Annotated in this window: 15 protein-coding genes; 12 read left to right on the top strand and 3 right to left on the bottom strand. The window is 69.8% G+C overall.

The features are described 5' to 3' along the window. Positions 1-15: 15 nt before the first annotated feature. Entirely contained in the window at positions 16-1,503 is a 1,488-nt protein-coding gene (locus ACFMQL_RS01805) for a cation acetate symporter (protein ID WP_364066646.1), read from the top strand. Here the strand turns inward: ACFMQL_RS01805 and ACFMQL_RS01800 are convergent. The 3 genes from ACFMQL_RS01800 to ACFMQL_RS01790 all read right to left on the bottom strand — a co-directional run bounded on the left by ACFMQL_RS01800 (position 1,500) and on the right by ACFMQL_RS01790 (position 3,665). After that, positions 1,500-1,628, bottom strand: a complete 129-nt coding sequence (locus ACFMQL_RS01800) for a hypothetical protein (RefSeq protein ID WP_364066644.1) — start codon at positions 1,626-1,628, stop codon at positions 1,500-1,502. The two genes, ACFMQL_RS01805 and ACFMQL_RS01800, sit on opposite strands and share 4 nt — an antisense overlap. Further along, entirely contained in the window at positions 1,621-2,550 is a 930-nt protein-coding gene (locus tag ACFMQL_RS01795) for a hypothetical protein (RefSeq protein WP_378784301.1), read from the bottom strand. The genes ACFMQL_RS01800 and ACFMQL_RS01795 overlap by 8 nt, the downstream gene beginning before the upstream one ends. Before the next feature lie 68 nt (positions 2,551-2,618). Beyond that, positions 2,619-3,665 carry a LacI family DNA-binding transcriptional regulator gene (locus tag ACFMQL_RS01790; protein ID WP_364066640.1) on the bottom strand — a complete coding sequence of 349 codons (1,047 nt, stop codon included), beginning with the start codon at positions 3,663-3,665 and terminating at the stop codon, positions 2,619-2,621. 11 nt (positions 3,666-3,676) lie between these two features. On the opposite strand from ACFMQL_RS01790, the gene ACFMQL_RS01785 reads away from it, so the two are divergent. The 11 genes from ACFMQL_RS01785 to ACFMQL_RS01735 all read left to right on the top strand — a co-directional run bounded on the left by ACFMQL_RS01785 (position 3,677) and on the right by ACFMQL_RS01735 (position 16,757). Beyond that, a complete protein-coding gene (locus tag ACFMQL_RS01785; RefSeq protein WP_364066638.1) occupies positions 3,677-4,834 on the top strand; it encodes a PLP-dependent aspartate aminotransferase family protein in 1,158 nt (385 codons plus the stop codon). A 163-nt stretch (positions 4,835-4,997) separates the two neighbouring features. Beyond that, on the top strand, positions 4,998-6,158 hold the full coding sequence (locus ACFMQL_RS01780; RefSeq protein ID WP_364066636.1) for a sugar ABC transporter substrate-binding protein: 1,161 nt from the start codon (positions 4,998-5,000) through the stop codon (positions 6,156-6,158). Beyond that, complete coding sequence (locus ACFMQL_RS01775) at positions 6,155-7,039, top strand: sugar ABC transporter permease (RefSeq protein ID WP_364066634.1); 885 nt, start codon at positions 6,155-6,157, stop codon at positions 7,037-7,039. The genes ACFMQL_RS01780 and ACFMQL_RS01775 overlap by 4 nt, the downstream gene beginning before the upstream one ends. Next, positions 7,036-7,887: a carbohydrate ABC transporter permease gene (locus tag ACFMQL_RS01770; RefSeq protein WP_364066633.1), complete on the top strand. Its 852-nt coding sequence runs from the start codon at positions 7,036-7,038 to the stop codon at positions 7,885-7,887. The genes ACFMQL_RS01775 and ACFMQL_RS01770 overlap by 4 nt, the downstream gene beginning before the upstream one ends. A gap of 205 nt (positions 7,888-8,092) precedes the next feature. Continuing rightward, the gene (locus ACFMQL_RS01765) at positions 8,093-8,422 is read left to right on the top strand and encodes a DUF485 domain-containing protein (protein ID WP_364066631.1); all 330 of its coding nucleotides are present in this window, start codon (positions 8,093-8,095) and stop codon (positions 8,420-8,422) included. 17 nt (positions 8,423-8,439) lie between these two features. Further along, positions 8,440-10,038, top strand: a complete 1,599-nt coding sequence (locus ACFMQL_RS01760; RefSeq protein WP_378790123.1) for a cation acetate symporter — start codon at positions 8,440-8,442, stop codon at positions 10,036-10,038. 340 nt (positions 10,039-10,378) lie between these two features. Continuing rightward, positions 10,379-11,770, top strand: coding sequence for an ABC transporter substrate-binding protein (locus ACFMQL_RS01755; protein ID WP_378784298.1), 1,392 nt, complete (start codon positions 10,379-10,381; stop codon positions 11,768-11,770). 49 nt (positions 11,771-11,819) lie between these two features. After that, entirely contained in the window at positions 11,820-12,704 is an 885-nt protein-coding gene (locus tag ACFMQL_RS01750; protein WP_364066627.1) for a sugar ABC transporter permease, read from the top strand. Next, the gene (locus tag ACFMQL_RS01745) at positions 12,701-13,528 is read left to right on the top strand and encodes a carbohydrate ABC transporter permease (protein ID WP_364066624.1); all 828 of its coding nucleotides are present in this window, start codon (positions 12,701-12,703) and stop codon (positions 13,526-13,528) included. The genes ACFMQL_RS01750 and ACFMQL_RS01745 overlap by 4 nt, the downstream gene beginning before the upstream one ends. 8 nt (positions 13,529-13,536) lie before the next feature. Next, positions 13,537-15,246 carry a hypothetical protein gene (locus tag ACFMQL_RS01740; protein WP_364066621.1) on the top strand — a complete coding sequence of 570 codons (1,710 nt, stop codon included), beginning with the start codon at positions 13,537-13,539 and terminating at the stop codon, positions 15,244-15,246. Next, a complete protein-coding gene (locus tag ACFMQL_RS01735) occupies positions 15,243-16,757 on the top strand; it encodes an FAD-dependent oxidoreductase (RefSeq protein WP_364066618.1) in 1,515 nt (504 codons plus the stop codon). The genes ACFMQL_RS01740 and ACFMQL_RS01735 overlap by 4 nt, the downstream gene beginning before the upstream one ends. Positions 16,758-16,783 lie beyond the last annotated feature (26 nt).

Genomic DNA, 16,783 nt, shown 5'->3' with positions numbered 1-16,783 from the left:
GGGCGGGCGGATCGCATGAGCCTGACAGCGGTGCTGGTCGTCATGGTGGCGGCCGTGCTCATCGGAGCCTTCGGGATCAGGTTCTCCCGTACGACGTCCGACTTCTACGTCGCGTCCCGCACGGTCAGCCCCCTGTGGAACGCCTCCGCCATCGGCGGCGAGTACCTGTCGGCGGCCTCCTTCCTGGGCGTCGCCGGGCTGATCCTGTCCTTCGGCGTGGACATGCTGTGGCTGCCGGTCGGCTGGACCGGCGGCTACCTTGTGCTGCTCGTGCTGGTGTCCGCGCCGCTGCGGCGGTCGGGGGCGTACACGCTGCCCGACTTCGCCGAGGCGCGCCTTGAGTCGATGACCGTGCGCCGCACCGCGAGCGTGCTCGTCGTGCTCATCGGCTGGCTCTACCTCATGCCGCAGTTCCAGAGCGCCGGGCTGGTGCTGCGCACGATCACCGGCGCGCCCGTCTGGGTGGGCGGCCTGCTCGTCGCCGTGGTCGTCGCGGTCAACGTGCTGTCGGGCGGCATGCGGTCGATCACGTTCGTGCAGGCGTTCCAGTACTGGCTCAAGCTGACCGCGCTGGCCGTGCCGCTGGTGTTCCTGCTGATCGCCTGGCACGGCGACGGCGCTCCCGGGCTCAGCCCCGCCGACCAGGCCACCTGGCAGGTGCCGCTCGTCGGCGGCAAGGAGTACGGGCTGTACTCGACGTACTCGCTGATCCTCGCGACCTTCCTGGGCACCATGGGGCTGCCGCACGTGCTCGTGCGCTTCTACACCAACCCCGACGGCCGGGCCGCCCGCCGCACGACGCTGGTCGTGCTCTCCCTGCTCGGCGCGTTCTACCTGCTGCCCGCCGTGTACGGCTGGCTCGGCCGCCTGTACGCGCCCGACCTCGTGCGCACCGACACGGTCGTGCTCACCCTGCCCAGCCGGATGATCGGCGGCACGCTCGGCGACCTGCTGACCGCGCTGGTCACCGCGGGGGCGTTCGCCGCCTTCCTGTCCACCTCGTCGGGGCTGACCGTGTCCGTGGCGGGCGTCATCGCCCAGGACCTGCTCAAGGGCGGCGTGCGCTCGTTCAGGGAGGCCACGCTGATGGCGGTCGCGGTGCCGCTGGCCCTGGCGCTGTGGGCGCGGGCGCTGCCGGTGGCGGACGTGGTGGGGCTGGCCTTCGCGGTGGCCGCCTCGTCGTTCTGCCCGCTGCTCGTGCTCGGCATCTGGTGGCGGAGGCTGTCCACGATCGGTGCGCTCGCCGGGTTGCTCGTGGGCGGCGGGCTGGCCTGCGGCGCGGTCCTCATCACCATCGTCGGCGGGCCGCAGAGCGGTCTGGCGGGCGCGCTGCTCGCCCAGCCGGCGGCCTGGACGGTGCCCATCGCGTTCACCGTGATGATCGCGGTGTCGTTCCTCACGCCGCACCGCGTGCCCGCCGGGGTGGCGCGGACGATGGTACGGCTGCACACGCCGGAGAACCTCGACCTCGACCGCGGCGACTGGCGGCCCCGCTCGTCCTAGCCCCGCCGCTTCTCTCCGTCCTGCGGGTCGGTGAGCGCGGCGGCCACGCGGAAGTCGATGCTGACGTCGCGGTACGTGACGCCGGGCTCGACCTCGTCGGGCAGGTTCGTCCGGTCGCTACCCAAAAAGCACTCGCCATCCGGCTCGACCATCGCGCGGACCACCACCTTGGGTTTGCGGTGGTGGCGCAGCTCCTTCGCCTTCGCCTTCGCGCTGATCTCCACGTCGGGGTTCGTCGGGTGTTGCGGCTTCGGCATCCTGCCTCTCCTCCTCGTTGCCAGGGATCGCGGGTGGTGCGACCTCGCGTACGACGCCCGTCGCGTCGCGTACGGTGTCGCCGGCGCTCGCGCCCACCTCGCGTACGGCGCCTCCGGCGCCGGTTCCCACGTCGCCGACCGCGCCGCCGGCCCCGGTGCCGACCTCGCGCACGGCCCCTCCGGCTCCCGTGCCCACGTCACGGACGGCGCCGCCCGCGCCCGCCCCGACGTCTCGTACGGCGCCTCCGGCACCGGCGCCCACGTCGCGCACCGCGTGGCCCGCACCGGCGCCCACGTCCCGTACGGCGCCGCCCGCGCCCGCACCGAGATCGCGCACGGCACCGGCCGCGCCCGCGCCCACGTCGCGGACCGCGCCGCCCGCGCCCGCACCGACGTCGCGGACCGCGTGGCCTGCGCCGGTGCCGAGGTCCTCGACCGCGCGCCCGACGCCCCTGGTGAGGTGTTCGAGGAGCTGCGGGTTGGTGTCGATGGTCTGCAGCACCCGATCGATGATGCGGGCCACGTTGTCCAGCCGGACCTTCAGCAGCGCCTGCGCCTCCACCCCCTTGATCGTGAGGTTGACGCTGCCGAGGAAGACGTCCGCGCCGACGTTCAGCTTGAGCAGGTCGAGCACCTCGGCCTGGAGCGACACCCTGGCCCGCAGGTCCTGCACGTCGAGCGTGATCTCGTCCACCTTGACCTCGGGCACGTCGAGGTAGACGTCCGGGTCGGTGTTCACCCTGGCCGCCTCGGCGCCGTCGGACGCCGGTCCGCTCCCTTGAGCCGTCATCCCGTGTGAGCTACCCGCTCAGCCGGGCGGCGTTCGCGGTCTTGTGGAGACGTGACCAGCTTTTGGACTCAGCGCGGCGGCAGCTCGCCGGAGCCGCGGGCCACCAGCTCGACGGGCACCTTCACCCTGCGCGCCGTGCGTGACGGGTTCAGCAGCAGGTCCACGGCGGCCCTGGCCAGCCGCGCGGTGTCGTAACGCACGACGGTGACGCCCGGGTTGAACACGCCGGCCAGCGCGAAATCGTCGAACCCGACGTACGCGGGCCGCTCGGGACGCTCGCGCAGCGCCTGCAGGATGCCGATCGCGGCGCGGTTGTTGGTGGCGAAGAAGGCCGTGGGCGGTTCGTCGAGGTCGAGCAGCCTGCCCACCTCGCCCGCCACGCGGGCCGGGTCGTACACCGCGTGCACGACCAGCCGCTCGTCGGCGGGGATCGCGGCGGCGGCCAGCGCCGCACGGTAGCCGGCCGCCCGGTCGCGCACGGAGCTGATGCCCTCGTCGTCGGAGATCAGCGCGATCCTGCGGTGCCCGTGGGCCAGCAGGTGCTCGGTGGCGACCTGGCCGCCGCGCACGTCGTCGAGCAGCACCGCGTCGGCGGTGACCAGGCCGGGCGGCACCCGGTCGACGAACACCGTGGTGAGACCGGGGTGCCGGGCCAGCCAGCCGTGGTCGGCGGGGGAGGGCACGACGATGAGCGAGTCGACGCCCCGGGCGTACATCGACTCGATGAGCATGCGCTCCTTGTCGGCGCTCTCCTCGTACGAGCCGAACACGACGAGCGCCTCGTGCTCGGCCGCAGCGGCCTCCACGGCGGCGGCCAGGCGGCCGTAGAACTCGTTGGAGATGTTCTCCATGACGAGCCCGAGCGTCAGCATGGACGCGCCCCTGGCGAGCCGGGCGGCGGCCTCGTTGCGGCGGTAGCCGAGCGCGTCGATCGCCGCCTGCACCCGCTGCTGCAGCGAGGCCCGCACGTGCGGCTCCTGGTTGACGACCCGGGAGACGGTCTTGAGGCTCACGCCCGCGTGCCTGGCGACGTCGGCCATGGTGGGCTTGCGGGTGACCGCCGCGCGAGCCTCGCCGGCCGGAGCCACCAGGTCGCCCTGCTCGCGCGCTGTCATAGTGTGCCCCCATGGATGACGAATGGATCTGTAGCCGGTTGGGTGAGGACGAGCCTTGGGTGCTGGGCGCGGTCAACCCGCCGGTCTTCGAGAACTCCCTGTTCACGTTCGAGACGGCCGAAGAGCTCGGCGAGGCCGTCAGGAACGAGGACGAGCGCTACGTCTACTGGCGGGGGACCAACCCGACGGTGGATCTCGCCCAGCGTAAGCTGGCGGCGCTGGAGCGGGGAGAGCGCGCGAAGTGCTTCGGCTCCGGCATGGGCGCGATCTCGGCGACCATCTCCTCGCTGGTGTCGGCGGGCGATCACGTGCTGGTGCTCGGCGCGGTCTATGGGCCCACCACCCAGTTTCTGCGCTATCTCGAGAAGTTCGGGGTGTCGCATACGCACGTCGACGACCTCGGGGCGGGTGATAGCGCTATCAGAGCCAGCACCCGCCTACTGTACTTCGAGTCGCCGTCCTACATGGCCTACCGCGTCGTGGACATCGCGGAGGTCACGGCGTGGGCGCGCGAGCGCGGGCTGGTGACCGTGATGGACAACACCTGGTCCACCCCGCTGTTCCAGAAGCCGCTCACGATGGGCGTGGACCTCGTCGTGCACTCGCTGTCGAAGTACATCGGCGGGCACAGCGACCTCGTGGGCGGCGTCGTGGTGGGGCCGTCCCGGCTGATCAGGCCGCTGGCGCTGCAGGAGTACCAGCTCTACGGCGCCGCGATGTCGCCGCACGACGCGGCCAAGGTGATCAAGGGGCTGCGCACGCTGCCGGTGCGGATGGCGGCGCACCAGGAGCGCGGGCTCGCGGTGGCGTCGTTCCTGGAAGGCCATCCCGCGGTGCGTGAGGTGAACCATCCCGGCCTGCCGTCGCATCCCGGGCACGCGATCGCGCTGCGGCAGATGTCGGGCTTCTCCAGCGTGTTCAGCCTCGTGCTGAACACGGAGTCGCGCGCGGAGGTCGGAGCCTTCCTCGACAAGCTGCGGCACTTCCGGATCGGGGTGTCCTGGGGCGGGTTCGAGAGCCTGGTGAACGCGCCCGCGCTGACCACCGAGGAGAGCGTCCGCCGGACCATGGGCATCCCCGTCGGCCTCGTCCGCCTCTCCGTCGGCCTCGAACCGGCCGACACCCTCATCAAGGATCTCGGTCTGGCGCTGGAGGGCGTGTCCGCCTAACGTGAAGGACAGCATGTGATTGACAGCGCTGTCTGTCCCTCGCGGGAGGCTCGTCATGAGAAGTCCCCTCCTAGCCGCCGCAGCCGCCGTCACACTCGTCCTCGCGGGATGTGGCTCCTCCGGATCCCAGTCCGGGGGAGCCGAGGGAGGCGTGCGGCTGCGGATGATCGAGAGTCTGACCAGTCCCCAACGTACGAAGCTCATCAAGTCCCTCATCGAGGGCTTCGAGCAGGAGAATCCCGGTGTCACCGTCGAGCTGGTCTCCCCGCCCCTCGACAGCGCCGACCAGAAGATCACCCAGATCCTGCAGACCAAGAAGGACCTGGACGTGCTGGAGGTGCGCGACCACACGGCCAAGTCCTTCTCCAACAACGGCTGGCTGGCCGAACTGCCGACGACCGAGTGGGAGGGCTGGTCCGACCTGACCGAGCTGGCCAGGAAGAAGGCGGTCGAGGTGGGCGGCAAGGCGTACCTCATCCCGTACGGCTTCTACCAGCGCACGCTGTTCTACCGCACCGACCGCGGCATGACCCGCCCGCCCGCCACCTGGCAGGAGCTGTACGAGGAGGCCAGGAAGCAGACCACCGGCGACCGGTACGGCTACTCCTTCCGCGGCGGCAAGGGCGGCGCCGACTACGCGGTCATGATGATCAGCGCGTACAACGGCGAGGCGCTCGACCCCGAGAAGTCGTTCTTCCTCAAGGACAAGCGGACGATCTTCTCGACGCCGGAGGCGGCGCAGGCGCTCGACCTGTTCGTCAAGATCTACCGGGAGGCGTCGCCGCCCGACTCCGTGGCCTGGGGCTTCCCCGAGATGGTGCAGGGCTTCACCTCGGGCGTCACCGGCATGCTCATCCAGGACCCGGAGGTCATCAAGACGGTCGAGGAGAGCGGCCTGACCAACTGGGCCACCGCCCCCATCCCCAAGGGCCCCACCGGGTACGCCTTCCAGCCCGTCGGCTACGCCGGCTGGGGCGTCACCTCCTTCAGCGAGCACCCGGAGGAGGCGGTCAAGCTGGTGCAGTACCTGTCGGAGGCCGAGCAGAGCATCGCCTTCGCCAAGGGCAACTCGCTCATCCCGATCTCGAAGCAGGCCCAGAACGACCCGCAGTTCTCGCAAGGCGCGTGGAAGGCGTACCTGGAGGCGCAGCAGGACCCGAAACAAGTGATCACGATCAGGCCGGTGGACTACCCGGGCTGGAGCCGGTTCCTCGTGGACTCCGACCGTGACGTCCAGGCCCTGATCACCGGCAAGAAGAGCACGGCCGAGGTCCTGAAGGCGTGGGACGCGTTCTGGACCGACCAGGCCAAGAAGGTCTCTTGAGGACGTTCACCGTCCGGCGCGCCCGCTTCATCGCGCTGTGCCTGCTGCCGGGCGTGGTCTTCGTCGCGCTGTTCACCTACTACCCGATGATCCGCGGCGCGGTCATCGCGTTCCAGCGCTACTCCCTGTTCGACCTGACCTCGACCCCGTTCACCGGCCTGGAGAACTTCCGCGCGGTGCTGGCGGAGGAGCGCTTCTGGACGGCGCTGCGCAACACCGGCACCTGGGTGGCGGTCTCGCTGTTCTTCCAGTTCTTCCTCGGCTTCGGGCTGGCGCTGCTGCTGCGCAGGCACTTCCGGGGACGCGGGCTGTACCAGGCGTGGGTGTTCTTCCCGTGGGCGATGTCGGGGTTCCTCATCGGGCTGCTGTGGCGGTGGCTGTTCAACGGCCAGTTCGGCGTGATCAACGACCTGCTGCTCAAGGCGGGGATCATCGACGAGCGCATCGGCTTCCTGGCCACGCCGGGCTGGGCGATGACGTCGGTGATCGTGGCCAACATCTGGTACGGCGTCACGTTCTTCGCCATCATGATCATGGCCGCGCTGCAGTCGGTGCCCGGCGAGCTGTACGAGGCGGCGGCCGTGGACGGCGCCTCACGGTGGCGGCGGTTCTGGCACGTGACGCTGCCCCACATCAGGCCCACCCTGGCGCTGATCGTGCTGCTGCGGATCATCTGGATACTCAACTTCCCCGACCTGATCTACGCGATGACCGGCGGCGGCCCGGCCGGCAGCACGGACATCGTCACCACGTTCCTCATCCAGCAGGTCATCGGCGGCGACTACGGCAGGGCGGGCGCGGTCGGCCTGCTCGTGCTGGGGCTGCTGCTGGCCTTCAGCGTCTTCTACCTCAACGCCACGAGATTCGAGAAGGCACGATGACGGCCGAGACATCGCGCGCGCCGCTGCGGCGCCTGGCCACCGCCGCCAAGGCCGTCGTCCTGGCGGCCTGGCTGCTGATCACGGTCTTCCCGCTGTACTGGATCGTCGTCACCTCGCTCAAGCCGCAGCCGGAGATCTTCACGGTCCCGCTGCGCTACTGGCCGTCGAAGGTGACCTTCGAGCACTACGAGGAGCTGTTCTCATTCGCCGACTTCGGCACCTACCTGCTCAACTCGCTGCTCGTGTCGCTGGTCTCGGCCGGGGTGGTGACGGCGATCGGGGTGCTCGGCGGCTACACGCTGGCGCGCTTCGCCTTCCCCGGGCGCGGCGCGCTGATGCTGGCGTTCCTGGTCACCCAGATGATCCCGCTGTTCATCGCGCTGGGGCCGCTCTACCTGCTGATGTCCGACCTCGACCTGCTCAACAGGCTGGCCGGGCTGATGCTGGTGTACGTCGCCATGCTGGTGCCGTTCTCGACGATCATCATGCGCGGCTTCTACGAGCGGGTGCCGGTGGCGCTGGAGGAGGCCGCGCAGGTGGACGGCGCCTCCCGGCTCGCCGCGATGGTGCGGGTGGTGATCCCGGTCATGCTGCCGGGCATCGCGGCGACCTTCATCTTCGCGTTCGTGCAGTGCTGGAACGAGCTGTTCCTGGCGATCACGTTCATCGACAGCGAGGACGCCAAGACGATCCCGGTCGCCATGAACTCCTTCATCACCCAGTACGACATCGACTGGGGCTCGATGGCGGCGGCCACCGTCGTCTCGGTGCTGCCGACGCTCGTGCTGTTCGCCGCCGTCCGCCGCTACATCGTCGAGGGGCTGACGGCAGGCGCGGTGAAGGGGTGACGGCGAGGAGGGTGAGGAAGAGGGTGAGATAGGGCGATGAACGGTTCTATCGACCGCTCATCGCGCGAGAAAGACCTTTCACCGCAAGCCACCCCCAACTAAGCGCGGTGAGCCAGCGGCTCGCCGAACAACCCACCGGCGGCCCTCCACGACGGGTAGGTTGCGCTCTTACGTTGGGCGTGATCCGCATCACAGTGGAGGTCTCGTGACGACACAAGAACATGACGCATCGGTCTATGAACAAGTGCAGGAGAGCAGTGAGTTCCAGGACCTGAAGCGGCGCTTCCGCCGCTGGACGTTCCCCATGACCGTGGCGTTCCTCGTCTGGTACCTGCTGTATGTGGTGCTGTCGGGCTGGGCGCGCGGCTTCATGGGCATCAAGGTGCTCGGAGAGATCAATGTCGGGCTGATCTTCGGGTTGCTCCAGTTCGTCTCGACCTTCCTCATCGCCTGGGCCTACTCCAGGCACGCGGAGAAGAAGCTCGACCCGATCGCCGACAAGCTGCGTCACGAGGTGGAGGCGAAGTCCAAGTGAGCTCGACGACTCTGGGGATGATCCTCTTCCTCACCTTCGTGGCCGCCACCCTGGCGATCACGGTCTGGGCGAGCCGCCAGACCAAGACGGCCGCCGACTACTACGCGGGCGGCCGGTCGTTCAGCGGCGTGCAGAACGGCCTGGCGATCGGCGGCGACTACATGTCGGCCGCCTCGTTCCTCGGCATCGCCGGCATCATCGCCCTGTCCGGCTACGACGGCTTCCTCTACTCGATCGGCTTCCTCGTCGCCTGGCTGGTGGCGCTGCTGCTGGTGGCCGAGCTGATGCGGAACTCCGGCAAGTTCACCATGGCCGACGTCCTGGCCTTCAGGATGAGCCCCAGGCCGGTCCGCACGGCGGCGGGCGTCTCGACCATCGTCGTCAGCATCTTCTACCTGCTGGCCCAGATGGTCGGCGCGGGCGCGCTGGTCGGCCTGCTGCTCGGCATCACCGGCGAGGCGGGCAAGGCGTGGACGATCGTCGGCGTCGGCGCCCTGATGATCGTGTACGTCGTCTTCGGCGGCATGAAGGGCACCACCTGGGTGCAGATCGTCAAGGCCGTGCTGCTCATGGGCGGCGCCGCGCTGGTGACGCTGCTGGTGCTCGGCAAGTTCGGCTTCAACCTCTCGGCGCTGCTCGGCCAGGCCGCCGCCACCAGCGGCCCGGAGGGCAACCCGGAGAGCTTCCTGATCCCCGGCCTGAAGTACGGCACCGAGGCGCAGGGCCTGGCCGGCAAGATCGACCTCATCAGCCTGGGCCTCGCGCTCGTGCTCGGCACGGCGGGCCTGCCGCACATCCTCATCCGCTTCTACACCGTGCCCACCGCCAGGGACGCCCGCAAGTCGGTGCTCTGGGGCATCGCCATCATCGGCGTCTTCTACCTGCTCACCCTGGTCCTCGGCTTCGGCGCGGCGGCCCTGGTCGGCAAGGAGGACATCGCGGCGGGCGACGCGGCGGGCAATACGGCGGCGCCCATGCTGGCACAACGCATCGGTGAGGAGATCTTCGGCACCGTCGGCGGCACGATCCTGCTGGCGCTGATCGGCGCCGTCGCCTTCGCGACGATCCTCGCCGTGGTGGCCGGCCTGACGCTCGCCTCCTCCTCCAGCTTCGCCCACGACCTGTACGCGCACGTCTTCAAGCGCGGCCAGGTGACCGAGCGGCAGGAGGTCGTGGTGGCCCGCGTCTCCGCCCTGATCATCGGCGCGATCGCGATCGGCCTCGGCATCCTCGCCCAGGGCCAGAACGTGGCCTTCCTGGTGGCGCTGGCGTTCGCGGTGGCGGCTTCGGGCAACCTGCCCGCGATCCTCTACAGCCTGTTCTGGAAGAGGTTCAACACCGCGGGCGCGGTCTCGGCCATCTACGGCGGTCTCGTCTCCGCCCTGCTGCTGGTGATCTTCTCGCCGGTGGTCTCCGGCACCAAGACGGCGCTGCTGCCGGATGCGGACTTCGCCTGGTTCCCGCTGAGCAACCCCGGCATCATCTCGATCCCGCTGGGCTTCCTGTGCGGCTGGATCGGCACCGTCCTCAGCAAGGAGTACAACGCCGCCAAGTACGCCGAGATCGAGGTCCGCTCGCTGACCGGCGTCGGCGCCGAGAAGGCGAGCCAGCACTGATGATCGGGGGCTGACACCGGCAACCGCCTCCTCCGAGAAGGGGCGCCCGTCCCTGCCCCAGGGCGCCTGCACCCGAGGGCCCGGCCGACGGTTCTCCGGCCGGGCCCTCTCGCGTGCGCGGAATCCCCGGCGTGGCAGGGGTTGTGGGCGTCTGAGTGGCGCGTTCCACACCCTGGGAGTAGTTAACGTCACCGAAACGCAGTGCATGGAGTGGTTGACGGGATTTCAGCGGTATGGGTACGTTCTCAGATGTGTGAACGTTGCCACACTGGCCTGGCGCCACGTGGCCGTCATCAGCATGCCTGATGCCCCGCTTGATCAGTGTGGAGGCGAAACCCCCATGAGAACCCCACTTGTCCGCTGGTCCGTCCTGTCCGTGTCGCTGGCGCTCGCGCTGACGTCCTGTGCGAAGGGCACCGGCGGAGCGGCCGCCCCGACCCCGTCGGCCGGCCAGTTCAACCCCACTGCCTCCTACCAGGGCACGATCTCGGTCATGGGCTTCGGCGCGACCGACGAGATCGGCAGCACCCGTGTCGATCTGGCCAAGAAGGCGCTCGGCGGCGCCGACGTGAAGCTCATCGAGGGTGACCTGGACATCCAGCAGTTCCTGTCGTCCGTCGCGGCCGGCGACCCGCCAGACATCATCTACGCCAACCGCGACCAGATCGGCACTTTCGCCTCACGAGGTGCGATCGTTCCCCTGACCGCCTGTGTCCAGGGCGAGCAGATCGACACCTCGATGTACAACCAGGATGCTCTCGCCCAGGTGACGTTCGGCGGCGAGGTCTACGGCATCCCCGAGTTCAACCAGGTCCAGATCACGATGGCCAACGCCGATCTGCTCAAGCAGGCCGGACTGACCATCGACGACGTCAACGGCTCCGACTGGGACAAGATCACCGCCGCGACGAAGAAGCTGACCAAGACGTCGGGCGGCAAGCTCAAGGTGATCGGCTTCGACAGCAAGCTGCCCGAGTTCCTGCCCCTGTGGGCCAAGTCGCTCGGCGCCGACCTGCTTTCGGCCGACGGCAAGACCGCCCAGCTCAACAGCCCCGAGGTGGTCAAGGCGCTGGAGTTCGCCGTCTCCATCTACGACGCGCAGGGCGGCTTCGCCAAGGTCAAGGCCGTGCGCGACTCGGCGGACTTCTTCGGCAAGGGCAACCAGTACGCCACCAACGCGCTCGGCGCGATGCCGATGGAGCAGTGGTACGTCAACGTACTCAACGACGTCTCGCCCAAGGCGCCGATGGCCTTCGACACCTTCCGCACCCCCGAGGGCAAGCCGCTCGCCTACTCCTCCGGCTCGGCGTGGGCCATCCCCAAGGGCGCAAAGAACCCCGGCGCCGCCTGCCGCTTCGCCAAGACCATGACGCTGGTCGACACCTGGAAGGCCGCCGCCCAGGCCCGCGTCGAGAAGCGCAAGGCCGAGGACAAGCCGTTCACCGGCATCCTCACCGGCAACGTCAAGGCCGACGCCGAGATCGAGAAGATGCTCACCTCCGGCGGCGAGGTCTGGGACGCCGGCGTCAAGGCGTTCTACGAGGCCAACAAGCACACCTTCAGCCTCCCCGCCAACCCGGCCGACAAGGAGTTCAAGGACGCCTGGCAGAACGCGGTGAACCGGGTGCTCAACGGCCAGGACGAGCCGAAGGCGGCCCTCGACAAGGCTCAGCAGGAGGCGCAGGAGGCGCTGGACAAGGCGTGGGCCGGCTGGACGAAGCGTACGAACTGAGATGTCCCCTTCCCACGTCCGAGCACCGCGACGGCGGACCATGCGGTTCATGGAGACCAGGGCGGCGCTGCTGTTCATCAGCCCCTGGATCGTCGGGTTCCTGGTCTTCACCGCATGGCCCGTCATCAACAGCGCATATCTGTCGCTGACCGACTACGACGTCATCAACGACCCGAACTACGTCGGCTTCGACAACTACGTGCAGCTCTTCGAAGATCCGAAGGTCGGCCTGGCGCTGTGGAACACGTTCGTGTTCTCCGTGCTGTCGGTGCCGACCCACCTCGTGGTCGCACTCGGGCTGGCGCTGCTGCTCAACAGCGCCAGCAAGGCCACCGGTTTCTTCCGCACGGCCTTCTTCCTGCCGAAGATGACGCCGCCGGTCGCGATCGGCATCCTCCTGCTGCTGCTGTTCAACGGCCAGAACGGCCTGATCAACGCCTTCCTCGGCCTCTTCGGCATCGACGGCCCCGCCTGGACCACCGACCCCGACTGGGTCAAGCCGGGCCTGGTGCTGATGAACCTGTGGACGGTCGGCTCCTCCGTGGTCATCATCCTCGCCGCCTTGCGCGGCGTCCCGCAGGAGCTGTACGACTCCGCCCTCGTGGACGGCGCGGGCTGGTGGAAGCGCCTGTTCCGCATCACCGTGCCGATGATCAGCCCCACGCTGTTCTTCCTGTTCATCGTGGACACCATCAACGCCCTGCAGTCGTTCACCGAGGCGTACACCGCCTTCTTCGGCGCGGGCAACACCACCTACAGCAACGACGCGGCGCTGTTCTACGCGATCTACCTGTTCCAGCAGGCCTTCGAGTTCCTGCACATGGGGTACGCCTCCGCGCTCGCCTGGCTGCTGTTCATCGTGATCATGGCGATCACCGCCGTGCAGATCGTGGTGACCAGGCGCTTCGTCCACTACGAAGGGGGTAACCCATGAGGCGCGCCGCGAAGATCGCGACCTGGGTCGCGCTTGGCGCGTTCACGATCGCGTTCATCTACCCGTTCATCTGGCTGCTCAGCGCCTCCTTCAAGCCGCGCAGCGAGGTCTTCGACAACCGGATCATCCCCGAGACGTTCACGCTGGAGAACTACATCCGGGTGTGGCACGAGGCCCCGCTCGGCCTGTGGATGGCCAACACGCTGCTGGTGACGGTGCTCGCGGCGGTCGCGGTGACGATCACCAGCGCGATGGTGGCCTGGGGGTTCGCCTACTTCCGCTTCCCGGGCAGGAACTTCCTGTTCGGCATCGTGCTGGCGACGATGATGCTGCCCGGCGCGGTCACCATGATCCCGGTGTTCCTCATCTGGAACTCGCTCGGCGCGGTCGGCACGCTCACCCCGCTGTGGGCGCAGAACCTGTTCGGCAGCGCCTTCTACATCTTCCTGCTGCGGCAGTTCTTCATGGGCCTGCCGCGCGAGCCGTTCGAGGCCGCCAAGATCGACGGGGCGAACAACTGGAAGATCTTCACCCGCATCGCCCTGCCCCTGTGCAAGCCCGCGGTCGTCGTGACCCTGCTGTTCGAGTTCCAGGCCGCCTGGACCGACCTCATGCGGCCGCTCATCTACCTGCGCGACTCCAGCACCTTCACCGTGCCGCGCGGGCTGAAGGCGCTGCTCGACCAGTTCGGCTTCGGCGGCGAGTGGCACTGGGAGATCGTCATGACGGCCAGCGTCATCACCACCATCCCGATGATCATCCTGTTCTTCCTGGGCCAGAAGCACTTCATCAGGGGCATCGCCACGACGGGAAGCAAGGGATGAGCCTGCCCATGCGGATCACCACCACCGACACCGCCTACCACCTCGACAGCGGCCATTACCGGCTGACCGTCTCCCGTACCGACCCCAGCGCCGAGCTCGAAGGGTGGATGTCGCTCAACCTGCTGTCCTCGGTCAGCACCAGGGGCGGGCGCGACGAGACGTACGAGACGCTGCCGCCCGTGCTCGCCGAGCGCGACGGCGCGGCCGTGTTCGACTTCCCCCAGCGCACCACCGAGTGGCAGAGCAAGACGGTCAGGCTCACCTGCACGCCCGAGACGGTCGCGGTCGAGGTGCGGGTCGAGGGCGACGGCGTGCTCAGCGACGTGACGCTGCTCGGCGGCCGGGCCGTGCTCAACACGCGCGCGTCCGGCGTGTTCCGTTCCGGGGTGCACGCGCGCGGCGTGTTCAGCCCCACGCCGGCGCACCCGGTGAGCGTGGTGCGGCCGGTGTCCGCGCCGGTCGCGCTGACCGTCGTCGGCGACGCCTCACCAGGCCGGCTGCACGCCGTCTTCTCGCCGCCGCCGCTGGTGCTGGCCTTCTGCAAGGACGCGCCGTCCGGGGCGACGGCGGTGCCGGACGGGCCGTGGCTGGGCGCCTCCGTACGCGCCGGGATCGCCGATCTGACCTTCACCGAGGTCGCGTACGAGCCGGTGGACGGCGGCGCGCTGCTGCGCTTCGACTACGAGTGCCACACCGAGGTGCACGGCTCCTGGACCTCGCCCGCCGTCGTGCTCCGCCTCGCCGCCTCGCCATGGGAGGCGATCGGCCACCACCGGGCCGACCTGATCGAGCACGGCCTGGCCCCGCAGGGGCCGAAGGGGGAGCGGGCCGCGTGGTGGAGCGAGCCGATCTTCTGCGGCTGGGGCGCCCAGTGCGCCAGGGCCGACGGCGTCTCGCCGGTCACGCTCTCCCGCCGCGACCTGTACGACGAGTGGCTGGCCAGGCTGGAGGAGCACGGCCTGGTGCCGGGCACGATCGTCATCGACGACCGCTGGCAGCTCACCTACGGCAACCTGGAGCCCGACGAGACCAAGTGGCCGGACTTGCGCGAGTGGATCGCCGCCAGGCACGCCCGCGGCCAGCGGGTGCTGCTGTGGTGGCGGGCCTGGTCGGCCGACGGCCTGCCGGTCGAGGAGTGCATCACCGACGCCGCGGGCAGGGCCGTGGCCGCCGACCCGACGAACCCCGCCTACCGGCGGCGGGTCCGCGCCATCATGCAGCGGCTCCTCGGCGACCTCGACGCCGACGGATTCAAGATCGACTTCACGCAGTGGTCGCCCAGCGGCTCCCACCTGAAGACGTACGGCTCCACCTGGGGCCTCGCCCTGCTTCACGAGCTGCTCGCCACCATGTACGACGCCGCCAAGCAGGTCAAACCCGACGCCCTCATGGTCACCCACACCCCGCACCCCGCCTTCGGCGACGTCAGCGACATGATCAGGCTCAACGACGTGCTGGAGCTGGACGCCGCCGGCGACCCGGTGCCCGCCGTCGACCAGCTCCGCTACCGCCACGCCGTCGCCGCGCACGCCATGCCCGGCCACCTCATCGACACCGACCAGTGGCCGATGCCGACCAAGGCCGACTGGCTCGCGTACGCGCAGGCGCAGCCCGAGCTGGGCGTGCCCGCGCTCTACTACGTCGAGTCCATCGACAACAGCCGCGAGCCGATCACCGGCGACGACCTGCGCCAGGTCGCGCGATGGTGGCGGCGGTGAGGCAGGCGGAGGTCGTCGTCTACGGCGCCACGTCGGGCGGGGTGTGCGCCGCCGTGGCCGCCGCCCGGCGCGGCCTGGACACCGTGCTGCTCGAACCCGGCAGGCACGTCGGCGGCATGACCTCGGGCGGGCTCGGCTACACCGACATCGGCGACGTCCGCGTGCTCGGCGGCATGGCGGCCGAGTTCCGGCAGGCCGTCGCCGACGCGTACGGGGTCGCGCCCGGCCACTACGCGGGCCCCGAGCCGCACGTCGCCGAGCGGATCTTTTCGTCCTGGCTGGAGCGGGCCGGGGTCGAGGTCGTCTTCGACGCGCCGCTGCGCACCGTCGTCACCTCGGGCGACCGCATCTTCTCCGCCGTCACCCGGCAGGGCGACTACGCGGGCGGCGTCTTCGTGGACGCGAGCTACGAGGGCGACCTGATGGCCGCCGCCGGGGTGGGCTACCGCGTCGGCCGCGAGGACCGCTCCCTGCACGGCGAGCGGTTCGCCGGGCGGCGCGAGGTGATGCCCGGCATGCACAACTTCCCGCCGTACATCTCGCCGTTCAGGGACGACGGCACGCTGCTCCCGCAGGTCGCCGACGGCCCCATGGCCGAGGTGGGGGAGGGGGACGGCGGCGTCATGTCGTACGGCTACCGCGTCTGCATGACCACCGCGCCCGGCCGCATCCCGTTCGAGCGCCGGCCCGGCTACGACGACGACCACTGGGAGCTGGGCCGCAGGCTCTTCCGCCACTGGCGCGAGCAGGGCTACGAGCCCCGCGCGGGCCGCCTCGTCGGCCTGGAGCCGAACCTGCCGAACGGCAAGTGCGACGGCAACTCCCTCGGCCCGTTCTCGCTGAGCGTGCTCGACCGCTCCGCCTGGGCCTACCCCGACGCCGGGCCCGAGGAGCGCGAGCGCATCCGCCTGCACCACCTCCACCACGCCCAGGACCTGCTGTACTTCCTCTCCCACGACCCCGAGGTGCCCGCCTCGGTACGCGCGGAGCTGAGCCGCTGGGGGCTGCCGCCCGACGAGTTCGCCGACACCGGCCACCTGCCGCACCAGCTCTACGTCCGCGAGGCGCGGCGCATGCTGGGCGAGGTCCACCTCACCGAGCACGACCTCGTCGAGGGGCGGCGGCACGCCGACGCGGTCGCCATGGGCTCCTACCACCTCGACATCCGCGAGGTGCAGCGCACCTGGCGCTGGGTGTACGAGCACCCCGACCCCATCCCCATGGTGGTGACCGAGGGATACCTGTCGGTCGGCGTGGCGCCGTACCAGATCCCCTACCGGGCGCTGGTGCCGCGCAGGGAGGAGTGCGCGAACCTGCTCGTGCCCGTCTGCGTGTCGGCCTCGCACGTGGCGTTCTCCTCCATCCGGATGGAGGTCCAGTACCAGATGCTCGGCCACGCGGCCGGGCTCGCCGCCGCCCAGGCCGCCGGGAGCGGCAAGGCGGTGCAGGACGTGGACGTGGCCGCGCTCCAGGAGGAGCTGGTGGCGGCCGGCCAGGTCCTCTCGCTCTGACCGGTGTACGTGAGCGCCCGCCCCGG

Source organism: Nonomuraea fastidiosa, from assembly GCF_042751225.1.
GTDB classification, from domain to species: Bacteria; Actinomycetota; Actinomycetes; order Streptosporangiales; family Streptosporangiaceae; genus Nonomuraea; species Nonomuraea fastidiosa.
This window is presented reverse-complemented; position numbering and strand designations above follow the sequence as displayed.

Excerpts from the sequence above, each read along its gene's own strand:
- ACFMQL_RS01740 (WP_364066621.1), top strand. The coding sequence starts at position 13,537 with ATGCGGATCACCACCACCGACACCGCCTACCACCTCGACAGCGGCCAT.
- ACFMQL_RS01760 (WP_378790123.1), top strand. The coding sequence starts at position 8,440 with ATGATCCTCTTCCTCACCTTCGTGGCCGCCACCCTGGCGATCACGGTC.
- ACFMQL_RS01750 (WP_364066627.1), top strand. The coding sequence starts at position 11,820 with ATGGAGACCAGGGCGGCGCTGCTGTTCATCAGCCCCTGGATCGTCGGG.
- ACFMQL_RS01805 (WP_364066646.1), top strand. The coding sequence starts at position 16 with ATGAGCCTGACAGCGGTGCTGGTCGTCATGGTGGCGGCCGTGCTCATC.
- ACFMQL_RS01745 (WP_364066624.1), top strand. The coding sequence starts at position 12,701 with ATGAGGCGCGCCGCGAAGATCGCGACCTGGGTCGCGCTTGGCGCGTTC.
- ACFMQL_RS01795 (WP_378784301.1), bottom strand. The coding sequence starts at position 2,550 with ATGACGGCTCAAGGGAGCGGACCGGCGTCCGACGGCGCCGAGGCGGCC.
- ACFMQL_RS01785 (WP_364066638.1), top strand. The coding sequence starts at position 3,677 with ATGGATGACGAATGGATCTGTAGCCGGTTGGGTGAGGACGAGCCTTGG.
- ACFMQL_RS01790 (WP_364066640.1), bottom strand. The coding sequence starts at position 3,665 with ATGACAGCGCGCGAGCAGGGCGACCTGGTGGCTCCGGCCGGCGAGGCT.
- ACFMQL_RS01780 (WP_364066636.1), top strand. The coding sequence starts at position 4,998 with ATGATCGAGAGTCTGACCAGTCCCCAACGTACGAAGCTCATCAAGTCC.
- ACFMQL_RS01755 (WP_378784298.1), top strand. The coding sequence starts at position 10,379 with ATGAGAACCCCACTTGTCCGCTGGTCCGTCCTGTCCGTGTCGCTGGCG.
- ACFMQL_RS01770 (WP_364066633.1), top strand. The coding sequence starts at position 7,036 with ATGACGGCCGAGACATCGCGCGCGCCGCTGCGGCGCCTGGCCACCGCC.